This is a genomic window from Leifsonia sp. 2TAF2 (assembly GCF_052115085.1).
Taxonomy (GTDB): domain Bacteria; phylum Actinomycetota; class Actinomycetes; order Actinomycetales; family Microbacteriaceae; genus Leifsonia.
Genome location: NZ_JBFRFY010000002.1, coordinates 846,199 through 866,947 on the forward strand (window position 1 = coordinate 846,199; position 20,749 = coordinate 866,947).

21 protein-coding genes and 1 riboswitch are annotated in these 20,749 nt (G+C 68.5%); of the genes, 6 read left to right on the forward strand and 15 right to left on the reverse strand.

Annotated features, from left to right (window positions below; translation table 11 throughout):
• The first annotated feature begins 20 nt into the window (after positions 1-20).
• Positions 21-809, forward strand: a complete 789-nt coding sequence (locus tag AB4Z18_RS16240) for an ABC transporter permease (protein WP_441784018.1) — start codon at positions 21-23, stop codon at positions 807-809.
• A gap of 18 nt (positions 810-827) precedes the next feature.
• Here the strand turns inward: AB4Z18_RS16240 and AB4Z18_RS16245 are convergent, their stop codons facing one another.
• On the reverse strand, positions 828-2,222 hold the full coding sequence (locus AB4Z18_RS16245; protein ID WP_441783773.1) for an MFS transporter: 1,395 nt from the start codon (positions 2,220-2,222) through the stop codon (positions 828-830).
• 163 nt (positions 2,223-2,385) lie between these two features.
• On the opposite strand from AB4Z18_RS16245, the gene AB4Z18_RS16250 reads away from it, so the two are divergent.
• Both AB4Z18_RS16250 and AB4Z18_RS16255 read left to right on the forward strand, forming a co-directional pair.
• Positions 2,386-2,814 carry a DUF2269 family protein gene (locus AB4Z18_RS16250; protein WP_441783774.1) on the forward strand — a complete coding sequence of 143 codons (429 nt, stop codon included), beginning with the start codon at positions 2,386-2,388 and terminating at the stop codon, positions 2,812-2,814.
• A 36-nt stretch (positions 2,815-2,850) separates the two neighbouring features.
• Positions 2,851-3,270, forward strand: coding sequence for a VOC family protein (locus tag AB4Z18_RS16255; RefSeq protein WP_441783775.1), 420 nt, complete (start codon positions 2,851-2,853; stop codon positions 3,268-3,270).
• On the opposite strand, the gene ribH is transcribed toward AB4Z18_RS16255, so the two are convergent.
• The 5 genes from ribH to AB4Z18_RS16280 all read right to left on the reverse strand — a co-directional run bounded on the left by ribH (position 3,267) and on the right by AB4Z18_RS16280 (position 8,099).
• The gene (ribH, locus tag AB4Z18_RS16260; protein WP_441783776.1) at positions 3,267-3,743 is read right to left on the reverse strand and encodes a 6,7-dimethyl-8-ribityllumazine synthase; all 477 of its coding nucleotides are present in this window, start codon (positions 3,741-3,743) and stop codon (positions 3,267-3,269) included. The two genes, AB4Z18_RS16255 and ribH, sit on opposite strands and share 4 nt — an antisense overlap.
• Complete coding sequence (ribA, locus tag AB4Z18_RS16265; protein WP_441783777.1) at positions 3,740-5,038, reverse strand: GTP cyclohydrolase II; 1,299 nt, start codon at positions 5,036-5,038, stop codon at positions 3,740-3,742. Before ribA ends, ribH begins: the two co-directional genes overlap by 4 nt.
• Positions 5,035-5,664, reverse strand: coding sequence for a riboflavin synthase (locus AB4Z18_RS16270; RefSeq protein ID WP_441783778.1), 630 nt, complete (start codon positions 5,662-5,664; stop codon positions 5,035-5,037). Before AB4Z18_RS16270 ends, ribA begins: the two co-directional genes overlap by 4 nt.
• Before the next feature lie 5 nt (positions 5,665-5,669).
• A complete protein-coding gene (gene ribD / locus AB4Z18_RS16275) occupies positions 5,670-6,755 on the reverse strand; it encodes a bifunctional diaminohydroxyphosphoribosylaminopyrimidine deaminase/5-amino-6-(5-phosphoribosylamino)uracil reductase RibD (RefSeq protein WP_441783779.1) in 1,086 nt (361 codons plus the stop codon).
• 74 nt (positions 6,756-6,829) lie between these two features.
• Positions 6,830-6,982, reverse strand: a riboswitch (FMN riboswitch).
• 67 nt (positions 6,983-7,049) lie between these two features.
• Entirely contained in the window at positions 7,050-8,099 is a 1,050-nt protein-coding gene (locus tag AB4Z18_RS16280) for a sugar-binding transcriptional regulator (protein ID WP_441783780.1), read from the reverse strand.
• A 155-nt stretch (positions 8,100-8,254) separates the two neighbouring features.
• On the opposite strand from AB4Z18_RS16280, the gene AB4Z18_RS16285 reads away from it, so the two are divergent.
• The 3 genes from AB4Z18_RS16285 (at position 8,255) to glpK (ending at position 12,492) form a co-directional block, all read left to right on the forward strand.
• Positions 8,255-9,994: an FAD-dependent oxidoreductase gene (locus AB4Z18_RS16285; protein WP_441783781.1), complete on the forward strand. Its 1,740-nt coding sequence runs from the start codon at positions 8,255-8,257 to the stop codon at positions 9,992-9,994.
• A gap of 180 nt (positions 9,995-10,174) precedes the next feature.
• On the forward strand, positions 10,175-10,903 hold the full coding sequence (locus AB4Z18_RS16290; protein ID WP_441784019.1) for an MIP/aquaporin family protein: 729 nt from the start codon (positions 10,175-10,177) through the stop codon (positions 10,901-10,903).
• Positions 10,904-10,971: 68 nt separating this feature from the next.
• Positions 10,972-12,492 carry a glycerol kinase GlpK gene (gene glpK / locus AB4Z18_RS16295; protein ID WP_441783782.1) on the forward strand — a complete coding sequence of 507 codons (1,521 nt, stop codon included), beginning with the start codon at positions 10,972-10,974 and terminating at the stop codon, positions 12,490-12,492.
• Positions 12,493-12,612: 120 nt separating this feature from the next.
• Here glpK and AB4Z18_RS16300 read toward each other — a convergent pair whose 3' ends face one another.
• The 9 genes from AB4Z18_RS16300 to sdhC all read right to left on the reverse strand — a co-directional run bounded on the left by AB4Z18_RS16300 (position 12,613) and on the right by sdhC (position 20,623).
• Positions 12,613-13,350, reverse strand: a complete 738-nt coding sequence (locus AB4Z18_RS16300) for an HAD family hydrolase (protein ID WP_441783783.1) — start codon at positions 13,348-13,350, stop codon at positions 12,613-12,615.
• Positions 13,347-13,940, reverse strand: a complete 594-nt coding sequence (locus AB4Z18_RS16305) for a GNAT family N-acetyltransferase (RefSeq protein WP_441783784.1) — start codon at positions 13,938-13,940, stop codon at positions 13,347-13,349. The genes AB4Z18_RS16300 and AB4Z18_RS16305 overlap by 4 nt, the downstream gene beginning before the upstream one ends.
• On the reverse strand, positions 13,940-14,950 hold the full coding sequence (trpS, locus tag AB4Z18_RS16310) for a tryptophan--tRNA ligase (RefSeq protein ID WP_441783785.1): 1,011 nt from the start codon (positions 14,948-14,950) through the stop codon (positions 13,940-13,942). Before trpS ends, AB4Z18_RS16305 begins: the two co-directional genes overlap by 1 nt.
• Before the next feature lie 44 nt (positions 14,951-14,994).
• On the reverse strand, positions 14,995-15,831 hold the full coding sequence (locus AB4Z18_RS16315) for an exodeoxyribonuclease III (RefSeq protein WP_441783786.1): 837 nt from the start codon (positions 15,829-15,831) through the stop codon (positions 14,995-14,997).
• Between the two features lie 9 nt (positions 15,832-15,840).
• A complete protein-coding gene (locus AB4Z18_RS16320) occupies positions 15,841-17,082 on the reverse strand; it encodes a YihY/virulence factor BrkB family protein (RefSeq protein ID WP_441783787.1) in 1,242 nt (413 codons plus the stop codon).
• A gap of 94 nt (positions 17,083-17,176) precedes the next feature.
• Positions 17,177-17,938, reverse strand: a complete 762-nt coding sequence (locus AB4Z18_RS16325; RefSeq protein WP_441783788.1) for a succinate dehydrogenase iron-sulfur subunit — start codon at positions 17,936-17,938, stop codon at positions 17,177-17,179.
• Positions 17,938-19,740, reverse strand: a complete 1,803-nt coding sequence (gene sdhA, locus AB4Z18_RS16330; protein ID WP_441783789.1) for a succinate dehydrogenase flavoprotein subunit — start codon at positions 19,738-19,740, stop codon at positions 17,938-17,940. The genes AB4Z18_RS16325 and sdhA overlap by 1 nt, the downstream gene beginning before the upstream one ends.
• A 45-nt stretch (positions 19,741-19,785) precedes the next feature.
• Positions 19,786-20,229 (reverse strand): succinate dehydrogenase hydrophobic membrane anchor subunit, encoded by a 444-nt coding sequence (locus AB4Z18_RS16335; protein WP_441783790.1) that lies wholly within the window; start codon positions 20,227-20,229, stop codon positions 19,786-19,788.
• Between the two features lies 1 nt (position 20,230).
• Positions 20,231-20,623, reverse strand: coding sequence for a succinate dehydrogenase, cytochrome b556 subunit (sdhC, locus tag AB4Z18_RS16340; RefSeq protein ID WP_441784020.1), 393 nt, complete (start codon positions 20,621-20,623; stop codon positions 20,231-20,233).
• Positions 20,624-20,749: the final 126 nt, after the last annotated feature.

The following is a 20,749-nucleotide window of genomic DNA, read 5'->3' on the forward strand; positions in this document are numbered from 1 at the left end:
CCGCCGACTCCGCCCCGCGGATGCGGCCGATGCGCGCTCTCTACGCAGGCAACGCGCGTTCGGTGATGCAGCGCGGCTGGTCGGCGACGCGCAGCACCAACTGGCTCGTGATCGTCTCGGGCTTCTTCGAGCCGATCTTCTACCTGCTCTCGCTCGGGATCGGTTTCGGGAGGCTGGTCGGCGACATCCAGACGACGTCGGGCGAGACCGTGCCATACGCGGCCTTCATCGCCCCCGCGCTTCTGGCGACGGCGGCGATGAACGGGGCCGTGTACGACTCGACGTGGAACGTCTTCTTCAAGATGCACTTCGCCAAGCTGTACGAGGGGATGCTGGCGACCTCGCTCGGTCCCCTCGATGTGGCGCTCGGCGAGATCCTGCTCGCGCTGCTCCGGGGAGCGCTCTACGCCGTGGGCTTCATGCTCGTGATGCAGGCGCTCGGGCTGAACCTGTCGTGGTGGGCGCTGCTCGCCCTGCCCGCGGTGCTGCTGATCGCGTTCGGCTTCGCCAGCTTCGGGATGGGTATCACGAGCTACATGAAGACGTTCCAGCAGATGGACTGGATCAACTTCATCTTGCTGCCCATGTTCCTGCTGTCGGCGACCTTCTACCCGATCACCGTGTATCCCGAGGCGATCCAGGTGGTCATCAAGGCGATGCCGCTGTGGCACGGCGTCGAACTGGTCCGCGGACTCACGACGGGAGACGTGTACCCGGGGATGCTGTGGCACGTGCTGTACTTCGTCGTCATGATCGTGCTCGGCCTCATCCTGACCACCCGAAGGCTGCGCGCCCTGTTCCTCGACTGAGCGCGCAGCCTGTGAGGGTCAGCTCACGTTGTCGGTGAAGTCGACGTCGCGCGTCTCCTTCGACAGCAGCAGCGCGATGAGGGTCAGCACCGCGGCCGCCGAGAGGTAGACGCCCACCCAGACAGTGCTGCCGTGCGCCATCGTCCACAGCCAGACCGCGATCGTCGGGGCGACGGCCGCGCCGAGCACGCTGGAGAGGTTGTACGCGATGGCCGAGCCGGTGTATCGCACGTTCGTGGCGAACAGCTCTGGCAGCTCCGCGCCCATCGGTCCGAACGTCAGCCCCATCAGCGTGAAGCCGATGATGAGGAGCGCCATCACGCCGACCGTTCCGCCCGCGAAGAGCGGCACGAAGAGGAGACCGAAGACGATGATCCCGATCGTCACCCAGATCAGCGTCTTGCGCCGGCCGAAGCGCTCGGCCAGGGGACCGGCGACGAGCGTGAAGATTCCGAAGAACACCACGCCGATGATCAGTATGATCAGGAAGTCGTTGCGGCTGTAGCCGAGGCCGGGCACGAAGCTGCCGGCTGCGAACTCCTTGCCGGCCTTCTCGGCGGCCGCACGTGCCTGCTCCGTGGTCGCGGCGGTGGTGCCGTAGGTGAGCGTGAACGCGGTCATCAGGTAGAAGAGCACGTAGGTCGCGAGCATGATGAACGTTCCGAGAACGATCTGGCGCCAGCTGGTGCGGAACACGCGCGCGAGCGGGAGCTTGGCGACCTCGCCGGTGTCGACGACCTTCTGGAAGGCGGGGGTCTCCACGAGCTTCAGCCGGACGTACAGTCCGACGATGACGAGCACCGCGCTCAGCAGGAACGGAATGCGCCATCCCCAGGCGGCGAACGCGTCCGGCGAGATGGTGAGGCTCAGGATGAGGAACAGCACGTTTGCGACGATGAAGCCGATCGGCGCGCCCAGCTGCGGGAACGTGCCGTAGATCGCACGCTTGCCCGCGGGGGCGTTCTCGGTGGCGAGCAGCGCAGCGCCGCTCCACTCACCGCCGAGCCCGAGGCCCTGGCAGAACCGCAGCACGACGAGCAGGAACGGCGCCCAGAACTCCCACCCCGGCACCTGCGCCGTCGGCAGGCAGCCGATCAGCACGGTTGCGATGCCCATGGTGAGGAGCGAGCCGACGAGCGTTCCCTTCCGGCCGATCCTGTCGCCGAAGTGGCCGAACAGGATGGAGCCGACGGGTCGGGCGATGAACGCGACGCCGAACACGGCGAACGACGACAGCAGCGCCGTGGTCGGGTCCTGGCTCGTGAAGAAGAGAGAGGGGAACACCAGCACAGCGGCGGTCGCGTAGACGTAGAAGTCGTAGAACTCGATCGACGTGCCGATGAGGCTGGCGAGGATGACGCGGCCGCGGGTGTTCGCGGGCGCGGGGGTGATGACGGGGGCCGTCGTAGACATGCGTGTGCAGAGCTTCCGGAAGAGAGGCGAGACCGCGGGGCGTGCGCGGCGTCGGTCGGGCGGAAGGCGCGCGTGGCGGGGAGTCGGAGAGCGCTTGTGGCGCACCTTCTAGCCTATGCGCCGTCCGTGGGCGCGCCGAATCGGGCCTCGCTAGGGTGTTCTCATGGAAACACTTTTCGCCGTCCTGCACGTGGTGACCGCCGTCTTCATCGTCGGCCCGATGGCCATCCTCCCGATGACGGCGATGCGAGCCGTCCGCGCGGGTGACGCCGGGCAGGTGGGCACCCTCGCGAAGTCGACCAACCTGCTCGCGCTCCTGTCGCTGCTGGTGGTCCTCTTCGGCTTCGGGGTCATGGGTCTGGCCGACAAGAAGTACGACCTGAGCATCACGACGCCGTGGATCCTGTGGTCGATCATCCTGTACGTCATCGCGCTGGGGCTCACCCTGTTCCTGGTGGTGCCGACCATGCGGCGGGCCGCCGAGGCGCTGCGCGACGGCACGGCCTCCCGCTACCCGGCGATCGCCGCCGGGTCGGGTGTGGCCAGCCTCCTGCTGCTCGCCGTCGTCGTGCTCATGGTCTGGAAGCCGTAAGCCGGCGCAATGCTCCACCGAACGAGAGGCACCACCATGGCTGAGAACCCGACACCGCCCGTCACCCCGGGCACGATGATGCTCGAGCTGGTGATGCTCCCGGTGAGCGACATCGACCGCTCGAAGGAGTTCTACCGCGACAAGGTCGGATTCACGGTCGATGTGGATGTGACCCCTGCCGAAGGGGTGCGCATCGTCCAGCTCACGCCGCCCGGCTCGTACTGCTCCGTCACCATGTCGACGGGCCTGGCGGACGCACAGATGCCACCGGGCTCGCTGCGCGGGCTCCACCTCGTGGTGGCCGACATCGAGGGCGCCCGAGCGGACCTCGTCGCGCGCGGCGTCGACGTCGCCCCTGTGCAGGACATGGGCGGAGTCTTCTACGCCTGGTTCGCCGACCCGGACGGGAACACCTGGACGCTGCAGCACATGCCGTGGCGGCCGACCGGCCTTTAGCCGCGCAGGCCCCGCAGGGTCAGCGCCGTGGCCATCGCCGCGTGCGCCGCCTCGGCGCCCTTGTCCTCCTTCGAGCCGGGGAGCCCTGCGCGATCGATGCCCTGCGCCTCGTCGTCCAGGGTCAGCACGCCGAAGCCGACCGGCTTGCCGGTGTCGAGCGCCACGCGGGTGAGGCCGTCGGTCGCGGCCGCCGAGACGTACTCGAAGTGCGGCGTGCCGCCGCGGATGATGACGCCGAGGGCGACCACGGCATCCGCCCCGGCCTCAAGCGCCGCCTTGCTGACCACGGGAAGTTCGAAGCTGCCGGCCACCCGCACGAGCGTGTGGGTCGCGCCCGCGTCGTCCAAGGTGCGCTGAGCTCCAGCGATGAGGCCGTCGCTGATGGTCTCGTGCCAGGTGCCCGCGACGATGACGACGTTCAGGCCGCTCCCGTCGACTCGCTCCTGTGCGTTGGGGGCTCCCGCTCCGCTCATCGTGTGGTCCTCTCCGCCGCGAGTGCCGCGGTCGTCTCCGTTGCGGACACCGCATCGATGTCCCCGATCGCGTGGCCCATCCGGTCGCGCTTGGTCTCCAGGTAGCCCTCGTTGAAGGCGCCGACGCCGACGACGAGCGGCACGCGCTCCTCGACCTCGATGCCGTGCTCTTCGAGCTGGCGCACCTTCTCCGGGTTGTTGGTTAGCAGGCGCACCGACTCGATCCCGAGGTCTTGCAGGATGGACGTGGCCGCGCCGTAGTCGCGGGCGTCGATAGGGAGCCCCAGGGCGAGGTTCGCGTCGAGCGTGTCGAGCCCCTCCTCCTGCAGCTTGTAGGCGCGGAGCTTGTTGATGAGGCCGATTCCGCGACCTTCGTGCCCGCGCAGGTAGACGACCACGCCGCCGTCGCGCTGGATGGTGTCGAGTGCCGCGTCGAGCTGCGGCCCGCACTCACACTTGAGCGACCCGAAGGCTTCACCCGTCAGGCACTCGGAGTGCACACGCACCAACGTGCCTTCCGCGCGCGGGGTCCCGGCGACGATCGCCACGTGGTCGGCCCCGGTCATGCGGTCGCGGTAGGCGCGCATCCGGAACGGGCCGTGCGTCGTCGGCACGGTGGTCTCGACCTCGAAGATGACCCGCGAGGTCTCCGGGATGGGCGTGACCGTCTCCAGCGGCTGGTCGCAGTGGAATTCCTGCAGGTAGGCGATGAGCGTCTCGATGGTGATGACGAGCACGCCTTCCCGCTGGCCCAGCTCGATCAGGCCAGGGAGGCGCATCATCTCGCCGTCGTCGGCGACGATCTCGGCGATGGCCCCGACGGGCGTCATGCCGGCCAGCTTGAGCAGGTCGACCGCCGCCTCCGTGTGGCCGTCACGCTCACGGACGCCGCCCTCGACCGCACGGAGCGGCAGGATGTGGCCCGGCCGGTGGAGGCTGGAGGGGCTGGAGTCGAGGTTGGCCAGCACGCGGAGCGTGTGTGCGCGGTCTGCGGCGCTGATGCCGGTGGAGAGCCGGTCGGCCGCATCCACGCTGACGGTGTAGTTGGTGCCCCGCGAGTCCTCGTTGTTGGCGACCATGACCGGCAGCTCGAGCCGGTCGGCGATCTCGTTCGTCATGGGCGCGCAGATGAAGCCGGACGAGTTCTTCACCGTCCAGGCGATCCACTCCTGGCTGGCGAGCTCGGCGGCGAGGACGACGTCGCCCTCGTTCTCGCGGCTCTCGTTGTCGACGACGATGACGGGGCGGCCGGCGCGCAGCTCGGCGAGGGCCTCGGGGATGGTGGCCAGGCTCATGACGCACTCCGTTCACTCAGTGCCGGTTCGAGCGCCAGCAGGCGCTCGACATGACGGGCGAGGATGTCCGTCTCGATGTTGACGCGGTCGCCGGCGACGCGGTCGCCGAGCGTCGTGGCTGCGAGGGTCTCCGGGATGAGCGAGACCTCGAACCAGCCGTCCTCACGTCCGCCGCCGACCTCGCTGACCGTGAGGGAGACTCCGTCGATGGCGATGGAGCCCTTGCGCGCCACGAGCGGAGCGTGCTCCGGGTCGAGGCTCAGCCGCACCACCCGCCAGGCGCTCCCGTCGGTGATCGAGAGCACGGTGGCCGTGCCGTCGATGTGGCCCTGGACGATGTGCCCGCCGAGGCGGTCGCCGACCTGCGCGGCGCGCTCCAGGTTGACCCGGCGGCCGGGCTCGACGCCGTCGAGTGTGCTGATGGCGAGCGTCTCGGCCATGACATCCGCCGTGAAGCTCTCGGTGTCCTTGTCGATCACGGTCAGGCAGACGCCGCTGACCGAGATGGAGTCGCCGTGCCGGGCGTCGCTGACCGCGAGCGGACCGCGCACGGTGACGCGGGCGGCATCGGCGGTGCGCTCGACGGCGGTGACTTCGCCCAGCTCTTCGATGATTCCGGTGAACATGGTGGTCAGCCCTCCTGGCTGTCGGGGAAGATGTCGGCGCCGGCGACGTCGACGGGTGTGCGATCGCCGGTGCGGGGCGCGCCGTCCGGGACGGGGACGGCGCGGATGAGGAGGTCGCCGCCAAGACGTTCGACGTCGAGGATGCGGAGCCTCCGCTGCTCGCCGATCGTCTCGACGCCGAGGTCGCCGAGCGCGACGCGCGGGCCTCCGATCAGCGTCGGCGCCAGGTAGATCGCGTACTCGTCGACCAGACCGGCGGCGACGAAGGCGCTGGCCAGCGTGGGGCCGCCCTCGACGTAGGCGCGGCGGAAGCCGCGCTGGTGGAGGTCGGCGACCGCTTCGTGGAGGTCGTGGGTCCCCTCGAAGACGACCGGGTTGGGGTGACGGAAGACGGCCGCATCCTTCGGGATGGCACGGGTGCCGATCACCACGGGCGTCGGCTGGGTGCCCATCAGCTCCCCGGCGTCGCCGCGGGCGGTGAGGCTCGGGTCGTCGGCGAGCACGGTGCCGGTGCCGACGATGATCGCGTCGGACGCCTCCCGCTGCTCGTGCACCCGCTGACGCGCCGCGGCGCCGGTGATCCAGCGGCTGGTGCCGTCGGCGGCAGCTGCACGGCCGTCCAGGCTGCTCGCCCACTTGACGACGATGTACGGCCGGCCGAGTCGTGCAGCCGTGAGCCAGTCGCCCAGGAAGACGTCGATCTCGTCGCGCAGCACGCCGCCGATCACCTCGACGCCGCCCTCGCGGAGTCGCTCCGCGCCGCCGCCCGAGTGGTGCCCGGGGTCGTCGGTGCCGTAGACGACACGTGAGACGCCGGCCGCGAGCAGTGCCTCGGAGCACGGGCCCGTGTGGCCCCAGTGGTTGCACGGCTCGAGGGTGACGACGGCGGTCGCGCCGCGGGCGCCGCCGTCGGGGAGCTTGCTGAGCGCATCCACTTCGGCGTGCGGGGTGCCGACACCGCGGTGCCAGCCCTCGGCCAGGATGCGCCCGTCGGCGTCGAGGAGCACGCAGCCGACCCGCGGGTTGATGCCGGTCGCAGGACCGTTCGCCGCGAGTTCGAGCGCCGTGCGCATGGGAGCTTCCCACGTCATCCCGTTGCCATCCTGTCTCTGTCGTCGAGACGTGTCGCCGGGGTCGCGTGGGCGCCAGCCCATGCGGGCTGCCCACCGTGCTTCCTCCCATCCGGACTGAGCGGCAGGCTTTCGCCTGGACGCATTACCGTCGGTGCCGGAATTCCACCGGCTCAGCAGGGCGCCTAGGCGTCCCGCTCGCGGACTATCACCGCCGGTTCGGACTTTCACCGACCCCGGAGCACGTGTTTCGTTGTCGAGTTTAGATCAACGCGTCGCTGCGCCGTCTATTCCCTGAGTGGATGCGACGCCTGGTTACGCGGCGACCGTCCCGGTCACGGAGCCGATCGGTGCGGTCTCGGCGGACTCCGGCTCGACCGGCGCGACCGGCTGCGTCAGCTGCACGAGCGCGCGAGCGGTGCCCTCGTCGACGATCAGGTCTGTGATCAGGCCCGCCGCCAGCGCCCCACGCAGGCTGTGCACCTTGGATGGGCCGGAGACGATGCAGACGCGGCGCGGAACGCGCTTGATCAGGTCGATGTCCGGTCCGCTGGCCCGTTCGTTAAGGGGGATGCCGTGGTGGCTGCCGTCCTCGCGGAAGAACACGGTGGCGACGTCGCCGACGACGCCAGACTCGTCGAGCGACGTGTAGTCGGCCGGTTCGAGGTAGCCGCCCGCGTAGACGTGCGAGCGCACCTCGGAGAAGGGGGAGCCGAGACCGAAGAGCGCCACATCCATCCGCTCCTGGATGTCGAGGATGCGCCGGGTGCTGCGCTCGCGCCACATCGCGACCTTCGTCTGCGGGTCGTCGAACAGGGCGGGGACGGGGAACTCCTGGATCGTGCCCGAGTACGTGTCGCCGAAGCGGCGCAGGATCTCGGAGGCGTACAGCACGCCGGTCGTGTACGTGTTGCCGGCGCCGTTGAGCTGCACGAACTCGACGTTGTGCAGCTCCTTCGGGATGAGATGGCGGCTCAGCGCGCTCATCGTGGACCCCCAGGCGACGCCGACGGTCTGGTTGGAGTCGATGAAGCGGTCGAGAATCCGTGCAGCGGAGATGGCGACGCGCTCGAGGCGGTCCACGTCGCTGATCGCGCTCGGCATCGGGACGATGTGCGCAGCGATGCCGAAGCGCTCGTGGATCACCTGCTGGATGCGCGTCGCGCCTTCGTGCGGCTCGGCGATCTGGATGGTGACCAGGCCCGACGAGCGGGCGTAGCTGAGCAGCCGCGACACGCTGGAGCGCGAGGTGTGCATCTCGTGCGCGATCGCCTCCATCGTCAGGTCCTGCATGTAGTACAGATGACCGGCCTTGAGGGCGTCGCGAACCTTGTCGGGCAGGTGCTCCGTCTCGGGTTGGGGCATTCGGGGCCTCTTCTCCTCAGTGCGTTCTTCGAGCGCGTTCTCTTCAAGCGAAGCGGGGGTGGTGCACGTATGTGCATCGAGCTTGATCGAAGTTGTGCCGCCACGAAAACTATAGCTGCAGCACCACCCGGAACCAGCAGCATCAGGAGAACATCGTGAGCACCACGTCGACCACACGCACCGAGGTCCAGCGACTCCGCGAACGCCCGCGAGCACAGGTGCTCGTCGTCGGCGGCGGCATCAACGGTCTCGGCACTTTCCGCGACCTCGCCCTGCAGGGCGTCGACGTCGTGCTCGTCGAGCGCAACGACTTCGTGTCCGGCGCCTCGGCCGCCTCCAGTCATATGATCCACGGCGGCATCCGCTACCTCGAGAACGGCGAGTTCCGCCTCGTGAAGGAGTCGGTGACCGAGCGGAACGGTCTGCTCAAGATCGCCCCGCACTACGTGAAGCCGCTGCAGACCACGATCCCGATCTACTCGACGTTCTCGGGCATCCTGGCCGCACCCTTGCGCTTCCTCACCCACAAGCAGGGCAAGCCGAAGGAGCGCGGCGCGTTCCTCATCAAGACCGGCCTCACCATCTACGACGCGTTCTCCCGCGACGGCGGAAGCGTGCCCCGGCACACCTTCCAGGGCCGCAAGAAGTCGCTGCAGACCCTCCCGGCGCTGAACCCTGGCCTGAAGTACACGGCCACCTACTTCGACGCCTCCGTGCACGACCCGGAGCGCCTCGCGCTCGACGTTCTCGCGGACGGCCTGGCGGCCGGCCCGCACGCGCGTGCCGTGAACTACGTCGAGGCGATCGGCGCCCGCGACGGCGGCGTGCTGGTGCGCGACCGCGAGACCGGTGACGAGTTCACCATCACCGCCGACGTCGTCGTGAACGCCTCCGGTCCGTGGACCGACCTCACCAACGAGGCCCTCGGCGAGGAGACCCGCTACATGGGCGGAACCAAGGGCTCGCACATCGTCGTCGACAACCCGGAGCTGCTGGAAGCCTGCCAGGGGCGCGAGATGTTCTTCGAGAACAACGACGGACGCATCGTCCTCATTTACCCGCTCAAGGGCCGCGTGATGATCGGCACCACCGACATCGACGCCGACATGTCGGAGCGCCCAGTGATCACCGAGGACGAGATCGACTACTTCATCGAACTCGTCTCGCACGTTTTCCCATCCATCCCGGTTACTCGCGAGCAGATCGTTTACACCTTCTCGGGCGTGCGCCCGCTGCCGCACCACGACGACACCGCCCCGGGATTCGTGTCGCGTGACTACCGCATCGTGCCTGGCACCGTGGCGGGCCTCGGCGACACGACGGTGTTGAGCCTGGTGGGTGGCAAGTGGACGACGTTCCGCGCGCTCAGCGAGCACCTCGCGAACGAGACGCTGAAGGTGCTCGGAGTCGAGCGGACGGTCCAGACCCTCGGGCTCCCCATCGGTGGAGGCGCCGGCTTCCCGACCACGCCGCAGGCGGAGCGCGACTGGATCGCGCGCTACGGGGCCGACGTCGGCCCGGAGCGCGCAGCGACCCTCCTGCACCGTTACGGAACGAAGGCGGCTTTCGTCATCGACGCCATCTCCGGCTGGGACGGCGAGGATGTCGCACTCGCCGCCGCCCCCACGTACTCCCGCGCCGAGCTCGACCACCTCGTGCGCAGCGAGCACGTGGTGCACCTGGCCGACATCTTCCTGCGCCGCACCAGCCTCGCCTTCACCGGTGCCGTCACCGTGCCGCTGGTCCACGAGATCGCCGAAATCGCGGCAAACGCGCTCGGATGGTCGCCAAATCAGCGCACGGAGGAGGAAGATGCGTTCTTAGCGGACCTCGCCGACGCCCATCGGGTGCACCTGAAGTCGGGGGACGGGAGCGAAGCCGCCGCGGTTCGATAATGCACGAACGTGCATGAGACGGTTCTTGTCAAGGTGAGCGCGACGGCAATAGCGTTCAAGGGCCCACCCTGACGCGAGTCTCACCAGAACGCACAACAGGGTGCGGGTCAACTGAACAACTGGAAGGTCAACGTGGACAATATCGGTGTAGATTTCCTGTCCGAGCTGGTGGGAACGGCGATGCTGGTCCTGCTCGGTACCGGTGTCGTGGCGAACGTCGCCCTCATCAAGAACAAGGGCTTCAACGGCGGGTTCCTGATGGTCAACTTCGGTTGGGGCATCGCAGTGTTCTCGGGTGTGGTCGTCGCCTACAACTCGGGCGCCCACCTCAACCCGGCTGTGACCCTCGGCCTCGTTGCCAACGGCGCGAAGGCGTTCGGCTCGGCGGCAGCTCACACGCTGGTGCCGGTCAACTTCATCACGGTGCTGCTGTACATCCTGGCTCAGCTCATCGGTGCCATCATCGGCGCCGTGCTGACCTTCCTGGCGTACAAGAAGCACTTCGATGAGGAGCCGGACCCCGCCAACAAGCTCGGCGTCTTCTCGACGGGACCTGCCATCCGCAGCTATGGATGGAACCTGGTCACCGAGATCATCGGCACCTTCGTGCTGGTGTTCGTCGTGATCGCCTTCGGTCACCAGCCCGGCCAGGCCCCCGGTCTCGCCGCCCTTGGTGCTCTGCCTGTCGCCCTCCTCGTGATCGGCATCGGCGCCAGCCTCGGTGGTCCGACGGGGTACGCCATCAACCCGGCCCGTGACCTCGGCCCGCGCATCGCCCACGCGATCCTCCCCATCAAGGGGAAGGGGACCAGCGACTGGTCCTACTCGTGGGTTCCGATCGTCGGCCCGATCATCGGTGGTCTGATCGCCGGCTGGCTCGCGCTGGTGCTCCTGCCGCTCATCAAGTGACATGAGGGCCGGCCGGGACTCCCGGCCGGCCCTCCCCGTTCCGCCCCCAAAGAACAAAGGAGTTACCTATGGCTGACTACGTCGTCGCCATCGATCAGGGCACGACCAGCACCCGTGCGATCATCTTCGACAAGTCCGGGTCGATCGTCTCGTCCGGGCAGCTGGAGCACGAGCAGATCTTCCCGAAGGCCGGATGGGTCGAACACAATCCGGTCGAGATCTGGAACAACACCCGCGAGGTGATCGGGCAGGCGCTCTCAAAGGCCGACCTGACCCGCCACGACATCGCGGCCGTCGGCATCACCAACCAGCGCGAGACCGCGGTGGTCTGGGACAAGAACACCGGTGAGCCCGTCTACAACGCCATCGTCTGGCAGGACACCCGCACGCAGCCGATCGTGGACCGCCTGGCGGCCGACGGCGGTGTCGAGCGGTTCAAGTCGATCGTCGGCCTCCCGCTGGCGACCTACTTCTCGGGCACCAAGATCACCTGGATCCTGGAGAACGTCGAGGGGGCGCGCGAGCGTGCCGAGGCGGGCGACCTGCTGTTCGGCAACACGGACGCCTGGGTGCTCTGGAACCTGACCGGTGGCCCGGACGGCGGCGTGCACGTCACGGACGTGACCAACGCATCCCGCACCATGTTCATGGACCTCGAGACGCTCACGTGGCGCGACGACATCCTCGAAGCGTTCGGTGTTCCGAAGTCGATGCTCCCGGAGATCAAGAGCTCCTCCGAGGTCTACGGCCAGGTCGAGTCGTCCAGCCTGCTGCGAGAGGTTCCCGTCGCGGGCATCCTCGGCGACCAGCAGGCCGCGACGTTCGGGCAGGCGGCCTTCGATCCGGGCGAGTCCAAGAACACCTACGGCACCGGCAACTTCCTCATCTTCAACACGGGTGAGGAGATCGTCCACTCCAAGAACGGTCTTCTGACCACGCTCGGCTACAAGCTGGGCGATGAGGCGCCGCACTACGCGCTGGAGGGCTCGATCGCCGTCACCGGTTCGCTGGTGCAGTGGCTGCGCGACAACCTGGGGATCATTTCCAGCGCGCCGGAGATCGAGGACCTCGCCAAGTCCGTCGACGACAACGGCGGTGCGTACTTCGTGCCGGCGTTCTCGGGTCTGTTCGCGCCGTACTGGCGGGCGGATGCGCGTGGCGCCCTCGTGGGCCTCACCCGCTACGTCAACAAGGGTCACATCGCCCGCGCGGTCCTGGAGGCCACGGCCTTCCAGACGCGCGAGGTGCTGGACGCGGTCAACGCCGACTCCGGCGTCGACTTGCAGGAGCTGAAGGTCGACGGCGGAATGATCGCCAACAACCTGCTCATGCAGTTCCAGGCCGACATCCTCGGTGTGCCCGTCGTTCGCCCCGTCGTCGCGGAGACCACCGCGCTCGGCGCCGCGTACGCAGCGGGCCTCGCGGTCGGCTTCTGGTCGGACCTCGACGACCTGCGCAAGAACTGGCAGGAGGACAGCCGCTGGACGCCGAACATGGACCCCGAGGAGCGCGAGCGTCAGCTGCGCCTCTGGAAGAAGGCCGTCACGAAGACGTTCGACTGGGTGGACGACGACGTGCGCAACGCCTGACGCCACCTCCACGAAGCGCCGCCCGGCACCGCCGGGCGGCGCTTCGCCGTTCCCGGCGTTCCGCCCCCGCCGAGTTGACACGACACGCCGTCCGGGCAAGGCCGCCGACGGCGTGTTGCGTCAACTCGACGTCAGTAGCGGCGGGAGGTCGGCGAGGGACGGGATGGTGTGGACGTGAGAGGTCAGGGCGTCGAGTTCGTCTTCGGGGGAGGGGACGGCGTTCCGCCGGTTCAGCCAGACGCCCGTGAGGCCCGCGCGGGCGGCACCGATCGCGTCCGTCCGCAGGCGGTCTCCGACGTAGGCGGCCTGGTCCGGGCGCACTCCGAAGGTGTCGCACGCGACGCGGAAGATCGCGGCGTCGGGCTTGGCCACGCCGACCTCGCCGGAGGCGATCAGGTGCTCCATGCGCGCATCCAGGCCGACCGCCTCCACCTTGCGGCGCTGGAAGGCCAGGTCGCCGTTGGTGATGAGGCCGAAGCGGACGCCCGGGATCGCGGCCTTGAGCGCGTCGAGCGCGGGGACGGCGTCGTCGTGCAGCGACCACGCGGCGACGTAGTGCTCGAAGTAGTCGGCGAACCAGGCGCTCGCCTCGTCCTCGCTCAACGCGACGCCGTGCCGCGCGGCGAAGTCGCGGGCACGCGCCCGACGCTGACCCTCGAAGTCGAGTCGGCCGGCGAGATAGGAGTGATAGTGCTCCTCCTCGAGGTCGTGCCACACCGTGACCAGCTCGTCGGCTTCTGAGGCGCCGTACGGCGCGCCGAGGGTCTCGGCATAGTGCAGGATGCCGGACTCGACGGCAGCCCGGTGGGCGAACAGCGTGTCGTCGAGGTCGAACAGCACGACGCCCGGTGCCGTCATACCGCGGCCTGCACGAACGAGACGTCGGGCCAGCCGCTCGCGGGCTCCCGCGGATCGCTGCGGTGCAGGAACCCCCGCCACTCGTCGAATCGCTCGCCGCGCTGCTCAGCGCCGAGCGGCACGACGCCCTCCCACTGGAATCCGGCCCGGCGGGCGACCGCTGCGCTGGCCGCATTCCCCACCAGCGCCCGCCACACCATCCGCTGCAGCGCCAGCCCGTCGGGAGCCGGCGCGAACCCGTAATCGATCACGAGCCGGGCCGCCTCCGACATCACGCCCTGGCCGCGCGCCTCGGCCCCCAGCCAGAACCCGATCTCGCCCTGGTGGTCGTGGATGTCCCCGATGCTGATCATGCCGACCAGCACATCGTCCGTCCGGATCGCCCACGTGCACTCGCGCCCGCTGGCCCACCCGTCCGGAACCATGGTCGTGACGAAGCCGACCGCGTTCTCACGGCGGTAGGGCGAGGGCACGGTCGTCCACCGCGCGACCGCGGGGTCCGCGCACAACTCGGCGATCCGGTCCACGTCGCGCTGCGTCGGCATGCTCAGCGTGACCCGTTCGCCGGCGAGCACGACCGGGGCGGGCATCAGCGGGCCCGTCGGAGCAGGCCGACCCGCTCGTACGCCTTCGCCAGAGTGGCCTCCGCGACCTCGCTCGCCCTGTCGGCGTTGACCGCGAGGATGCGGTCGAGCTCCGCCGGGTCGGCGAGCAGGTCGAGCGCACGCTGCCGGATGGGGGCGAACTCCTCGACCACCACCTCCACGAGACCCTTCTTGAAGTCGCCGTAGCCCTCGCCCTCGAACTCCAGCTCGAGCGACTCGATGGAGCGGCCGGTCAGCGCCGAGAAGATGCTCAGCAGGTTGGAGATGCCGGGCTTGCCCGCGCGGTCGAACGACACCACGCCGTCGGTGTCGGTCACCGCGCGCATGATCTTCTTGCGCGTGACGTCGGGCTCGTCGAGGAGCCACACGATGCCCGCTCCGGACTCGGCCGACTTCGACATCTTCGACTCGGGATTCTGCAGGTCGTAGATGCGCGCGCTGTCCTTGAGGATCATCGCCTGCGGGACGACGAAGGTCTGGCCGAAGCGGCTGTTGAATCGCTCGGCGAGGTCGCGCGTCAGCTCGACGTGCTGGCGCTGGTCGTCGCCGACGGGCACGATCTCAGTGTCGTAGAGCAGGATGTCCGCGGCCATCAGCACCGGATACGCGAACAGCCCGACCGAGGTCGCGTCGGCGCCCTGCTTCTGCGACTTGTCCTTGAACTGCGTCATGCGCGATGCCTCGCCGAAGCCGGTGATGGTGTTCAGCACCCAGGCCAGTTGGGCGTGAGCGGGCACGTGCGACTGCACGTACAGCGTCGACGCCGACGGGTCGATGCCCGCCGCGATGTACTGGGCCGCGGTGCGGCGCGTCTTCTCGCGCAGCTCGGCGGGATCCTGCGCGACCGTGATGGCGTGCAGGTCGACGACCGAGAAGAAGGCGTCGTGGGTGCTCTGCAGTTCTTTCCATTGCAGAAGCGCGCCGATGTAGTTGCCGAGGTGCAGCGAGTCGGCCGACGGCTGCATGCCGGAGTAGAGGCGAGGGAGTGTGGTCATGGTTCTGCTTTCGAAATCTATAGGAATGCGGGAGCGGAGGGCCGTCAGAGTGCGTAGTCGACGACCACAGGCGTGTGGTCCGACCATCGCTCGTCGTAGGCCGCCGCGCGGTCGACCGCGTAGCCGGTGACGCGCTCCGCGAGTGCGGGGCTGGCGAGCTGGTAGTCGATGCGCCAGCCGGTGTCGTTGTCGAACGCCTGACCGCGCCACGACCACCAGGTGTACGGGCCGTCGACCTCGCCCGCGTGCTTGCGCACGACATCCACCCAGCCGAGCCCCGCTCCGCTGTTGTACGCCGGGTCGTCCTCCGCACCGAGGATGCGGTCGAAGTACGCGCGCTCCTCCGGCAGGAAGCCCGCGCGCTTGACGTTGCCCTTCCAGTTGCGGATGTCGAGCGTGCGGTGCCCGACATTGAGGTCGCCCATCACCACGGCGAGCTCGTTGTGCTTCTGGAGCTGTGGAAGCCGCGCCTCCATGGCGTCGAGGAAGCGGTACTTCTCGGTCTGCTTCTCGGTACCGGCCTCGCCCGAGTGGACGTATGCGCTGACGACGGTGACCACCGTTCCGCCGACCTCGTAGTCGGCTTCGAGCCAGCGGCCGGCGCTGTCGAACTCGGACGGCCCCAGCTCCACCCGGTGGATGGATGCCCGGTGGCGACTGGCGATCGCGACACCTGCCCGGCCCTTGGCCGTCGCGGGGTCGTGCACGATGTCCCACTCGTCGCCCAGCAGCGCCTGCAGGTCTTCGGAGGAGGCCCGCACTTCCTGGATCGCGAGGATGTCTACGTCGCGCCCCTCGAGCCAGGAGCCCATGCCCTTGCGGAAGGCGGCGCGGATGCCGTTGGCATTGATCGTGGCGATGCGCAAGCGACTCGAGGGCATGCCTCCAGCCTACCGGGGGCTTCCGACAGCGCCCTCGTCGAGCAAGTCGTTGAGCCGCTGCTCCGCCCGGGCCGCACGGCGCTGCGCCGGGATGCGGGCGAACCACCGCGCCTCGTCGAGCTCCTGCTGCGCGTGCAGCAGCTCGGAACGGGAGACCAGCACCCGCGCCTCGTACTCCGCTGCGGCCTGCTCCGCCGCCGCCTGCTCCCGGGTCACCGCACGCGGAGAGATGCCGCGGTCGAACATCCCCACCGCGATCCAGGATGCGGAGAGCAGGATCACCCGCGAGATCAGGTTGAACCAGAGCAGCAGCCCGATGAAGACGGTGAAGGTCGCCAGCAGCGGATTCCTGGTGGACGCGGCACCGAACAGCAGTCCGCCGAGTGCGCTGAGCCCGGCGAGGACGAGCGCGCCCAGCAGCACGCCGAAGAACAGGTTGCGCCAGGGGATGGCGACCCGCGACATGATGCGGAACATCGCGCCCAGGGTGACGATGTTGAGGACGACCGAGACGACCAGGCCGGAGAACCGGGCGGCGGCGTTCGTCCAGACAGACTCGGAGCTCAGCCCCGCAAGCTCCAGCAGTAGGGTGAGCGTCTGGGTACTGAGGATGCTGATGACCGCCGACACGACGAACAGCACGCCGAAGATGACCGCCAGACCGAAGTCGCGGATCTTCTGGAGGACGTAGTTGGTCGTGTCGCGGTTCAGCCCGAACACGGCGCGCACCGCCTGGCGGGTGTAGTAGAGCCAGCCGATCGCGGTCCAGATCAGGCCGATCGCCGCGATGACGCCCGTCCAGCCGAACGACGTCGCACCCTGCAGCTGCGACTCGGGGATGATGCCCGGCGACGTCGAGGTCGCGATCAGGCCGGGAATGGCGCGGTTCAGCAGGGTCACCAGCGCGTCGAACAGCTGGTCGTTGCCGGCGAGCCAGTAGCTCGAGATAGAGAACCCGACCCAGATCGCGGCGAACACCGCGAAGAGCGACTGGTACCCCATCCCGGCGGCGCGGAGGTTGCCGTCGGAATGCGAGAAGTTGATGTAGACGCGGTAGGGGCGCAACGACTGCACCCACTTCGCCCACCGGGAGACCCGTGCGACCGGCTTGCGCAACCGCCGACGCAGCGGATCGGCGCGCTCGAGCAGCCGCTCCTTCAGCGACTCCTCCGGCTCGGGCTCGACCGAGCCCTCGGCGCGTTGCAGCGCAGGATCCGGCTGGAGCGAGGCGCCCTTGGTCTTCTTGGCCACGCCGTCAGGATAGCGAGCGGGCCCGGCGGTCGGAGATGCAGGAACGGCCCGCCCTGCAATGCGGGGCGGGCCGTACCGGCGAGTCAGCGACCGATCAGCGCTTGCCGCGCATGATCGCCTGCTTCACTTCGGCGATCGCCTGCGTCACCTGGATGCCGCGGGGGCACGCGTCGGTGCAGTTGAAGGTCGTGCGGCAGCGCCACACGCCCTCCTTGTCGTTCAGGATGTCGAGGCGCACCTGCGAGTTGTCGTCGCGCGAGTCGAAGATGAACCGGTGCGCGTTGACGATGGCGGCCGGGCCGAAGTACTGGCCGTCGGTCCAGAACACGGGGCAGGACGACGTGCACGCGGCGCACAGGATGCACTTGGTGGTGTCGTCGAACCGGGCGCGGTCGGCCACAGACTGGACGCGCTCCTTGCCCTTCTCCGGCTTCGAGTTCGCGACGAGGAACGGCTGCACCTCGCGGTAGCTCTCGAAGAAGGGCTCCATGTCGACGATGAGGTCCTTCTCGAGCGGCAGGCCCTTGATCGCCTCGACGTAGATGGGCTTCGAGATGTCGAGGTCCTTGATCAGCGTCTTGCAGGCGAGCCGGTTGCGGCCGTTGATGCGCATGGCGTCGGAGCCGCAGATGCCGTGGGCGCAGGAGCGCCGGAAGGTCAGCGAGCCGTCCTGCTCCCACTTGATCTTGTGCAGGGCGTCGAGGATGCGGTCGGTCGGGTACAGCTCGACGTCGAAGTCCTGCCAGCGCGGCTCGCTGTCCACATCCGGGTCGAACCGGCGGATGATCAGCGTGACGGTGAACGACTCGACCGGGGCCTCGGGCGCGGGGGGAGTCTCGAGCACGGCGTTCGACATCAGTACTTCCTCTCCATCGGCTGGTAGCGGGTCACGACGACGGGCTTCCAATCCAGCGTGATGTGGTCTGCCGCGTCCGACGAGTGCGGGTCGCCGGTGAGGTAGGCCATGGTGTGCTTCATGTAGTTCTCGTCGTCGCGCTTCGGGAAGTCGTCGCGCATGTGGCCGCCGCGGGACTCCTTGCGGTTGCGCGCGGAGTAGACGACGACCTCGGCGAGGTCGAGCAGGAAGCCGAGCTCGACGGCCTCCAGCAGGTCGGTGTTGTAGCGCTTGCCCTTGTCCTGCACCTGCACGTTGCGGTAGCGGTCGCGCAGCTGGTGGATGGTCTCGGTCACCTGGGCGAGGGACTCGTCCGTGCGGAACACCTGGGCGTTGCGGTCCATCTCGTCCTGCAGCTCCTTGCGGATCGCTGCGATGCGCTCGGTGCCGGTCGAGGAGCGCAGCTCGCCGATCAGGCCGCGCACAGCGCCCGCGGGGTCTTCCGGCAGCGGCACGAACTCGGCGGTCTTGACGTACTCCACCGCGTTGTTGCCCGCGCGCTTGCCGAAGACGTTGATGTCGAGCAGGGAATTGGTGCCGAGACGGTTGGAGCCGTGCACCGAGACGCAGGCGCACTCGCCGGCGGCGTAGAGGCCGGGAACGACCGTGGTGTTGTCGCGCAGCACCTCGGCTGCGGTGTTGGTGGGGATGCCGCCCATCGCGTAGTGCGCGGTCGGCATCACCGGGACCGGCTCCACCACCGGGTCGACGCCGAGGTAGGTGCGCGCGAACTCCGTGATGTCGGGGAGCTTGGTCTCCAGCACCTCGGCGCCCAGGTGCGTGCAGTCGAGCAGCACGTAGTCCTTGTGCGGGCCGGCGCCGCGTCCCTCCGCGACCTCCTGCACCATGCAGCGGGCGACGATGTCACGCGGAGCGAGGTCCTTGATGGTGGGCGCGTACCGCTCCATGAACCGCTCGCCCGAGGCGTTGCGGAGGATGGCGCCCTCACCGCGGGCGCCTTCGGTGAGCAGGATGCCGAGCCCGGCCAGACCGGTCGGGTGGAACTGGAAGAACTCCATGTCCTCCAGCGGCAGACCCTTGCGCCAGATGATGCCGACGCCGTCACCGGTAAGGGTGTGGGCGTTGGAGGTGGTCTTGAAGATCTTGCCGAAGCCGCCGGTGGCGAAGATGATCGCCTTCGAGTGGAAGACGTGCAGCTCGCCGGTGGAGAGCTCGTAGGCGACCACACCCGCGGGCTGGGGGACACCGTCCACGTCGGTCATGATGACGTCGAGCACGTAGAACTCGTTGAAGAAGTTGATGCCGAGCCGGACGCAGTTCTGGAACAGCGTCTGCAGGATCATGTGGCCGGTGCGGTCCGCGGCGTAACAGGCGCGGCGGACCGGCGCCTTGCCGTGGTCGCGGGTGTGGCCGCCGAAGCGGCGCTGGTCGATCTTGCCCTCGGGCGTGCGGTTGAACGGCAGGCCCATGTTCTCGAGGTCGATGACCGCGTCGATGGCCTCCTTGGCGAGGATCTCCGCCGCGTCCTGGTCGACCAGGTAATCGCCGCCCTTGACCGTGTCGAAGGTGTGCCACTCCCAGCTGTCCTCCTCCACGTTGGCGAGCGCCGCGGCCATGCCGCCCTGCGCCGCTCCGGTGTGGGAACGCGTGGGGTAGAGCTTCGAGATCACGGCGGTGCGGGCGTGCGGCCCCGCTTCGATCGCCGCACGCATCCCGGCGCCGCCGGCGCCGACGATGACGATGTCGAACTCGTGATAGTGGACGCCGTCGATGACGGTGGATTCAGTAGCTTCTGTTGTCACAGGGTTTCCGTGTCGATTCGTCGCAGGGTTCAGGATGCGGTCTGGTCAGCGTGCGGGGCAGAACGACGGCAGGTCGGACGCCGCAGCACCCGCGGGGCACGGGTCGAAGGTGAAGATCACGAGCGTGCCGAGCACGACCAGCACGACGACCGCGGCGAGCACCGCCCACTTCAGGATGCGGTTGATCGTGCGGTTGTACGCGTAGTCGTTGATCAGCGTGCGCATGCCGTTGCCGCCGTGGATGAGCGCGAGCCACAGCATCAGGAGGTCCCAGACCTGCCAGAACGGCGTCGCGTACTTGCCCGCCACGAAGGCGAAGTCGATCTGCTTGACGCCCTCGCCCAGCACCAAGTTGATGAGCAGGTGGCCGAAGATCAGGATCACGAGCACGAGGCCCGAGGCCCGCATGTAGATCCAGCCCCACTTCTCCCAGTTCTTGCCGCGGGAGGAGCGGGCGGCGGGGGTGCGCGGCGCTTCGATGGTCGTCACGTCAGTTCACCTCCGAGAAGATGTGGATCAGCTGCACCGGAACGAAGCCGGCCATGAGGATGACCCAGAGCGCGATGACGATCCAGAACATGACCTTCTGGTACTTGACGCCCTTGCTCCAGAAGTCGATCGCGATGATCCGGAGACCGTTGAACGCGTGGAAGACGATGGCCGCCACCAGGGCGATCTCACCCAGCCCCATGATCGGGTTCTTGTAGGTGCCGATCACCGCGTTGTAGGCCTCGGGGCTCACGCGGATGAGCGAGGTGTCCAGGATGTGGACGAGAAGGAAGAAGAAGATGGCCACACCGGTGATGCGGTGGAGAACCCACGACCACATCCCCTCACGGCCACGGTACAGAGTGCCGCCGGGCCGGGACTTGGCCGGCTGCAGCGTCCCTGTCGCTTGGTCTGACACGGGACAACCCTCCCTGGTTGCAAAATCGCTTCATCGGGGCGCGGTGAGCGCAGCGCAAGTCTATGCCGGGGAGGGGTCGAACGCCTCTTAGGGTGGCCTCAG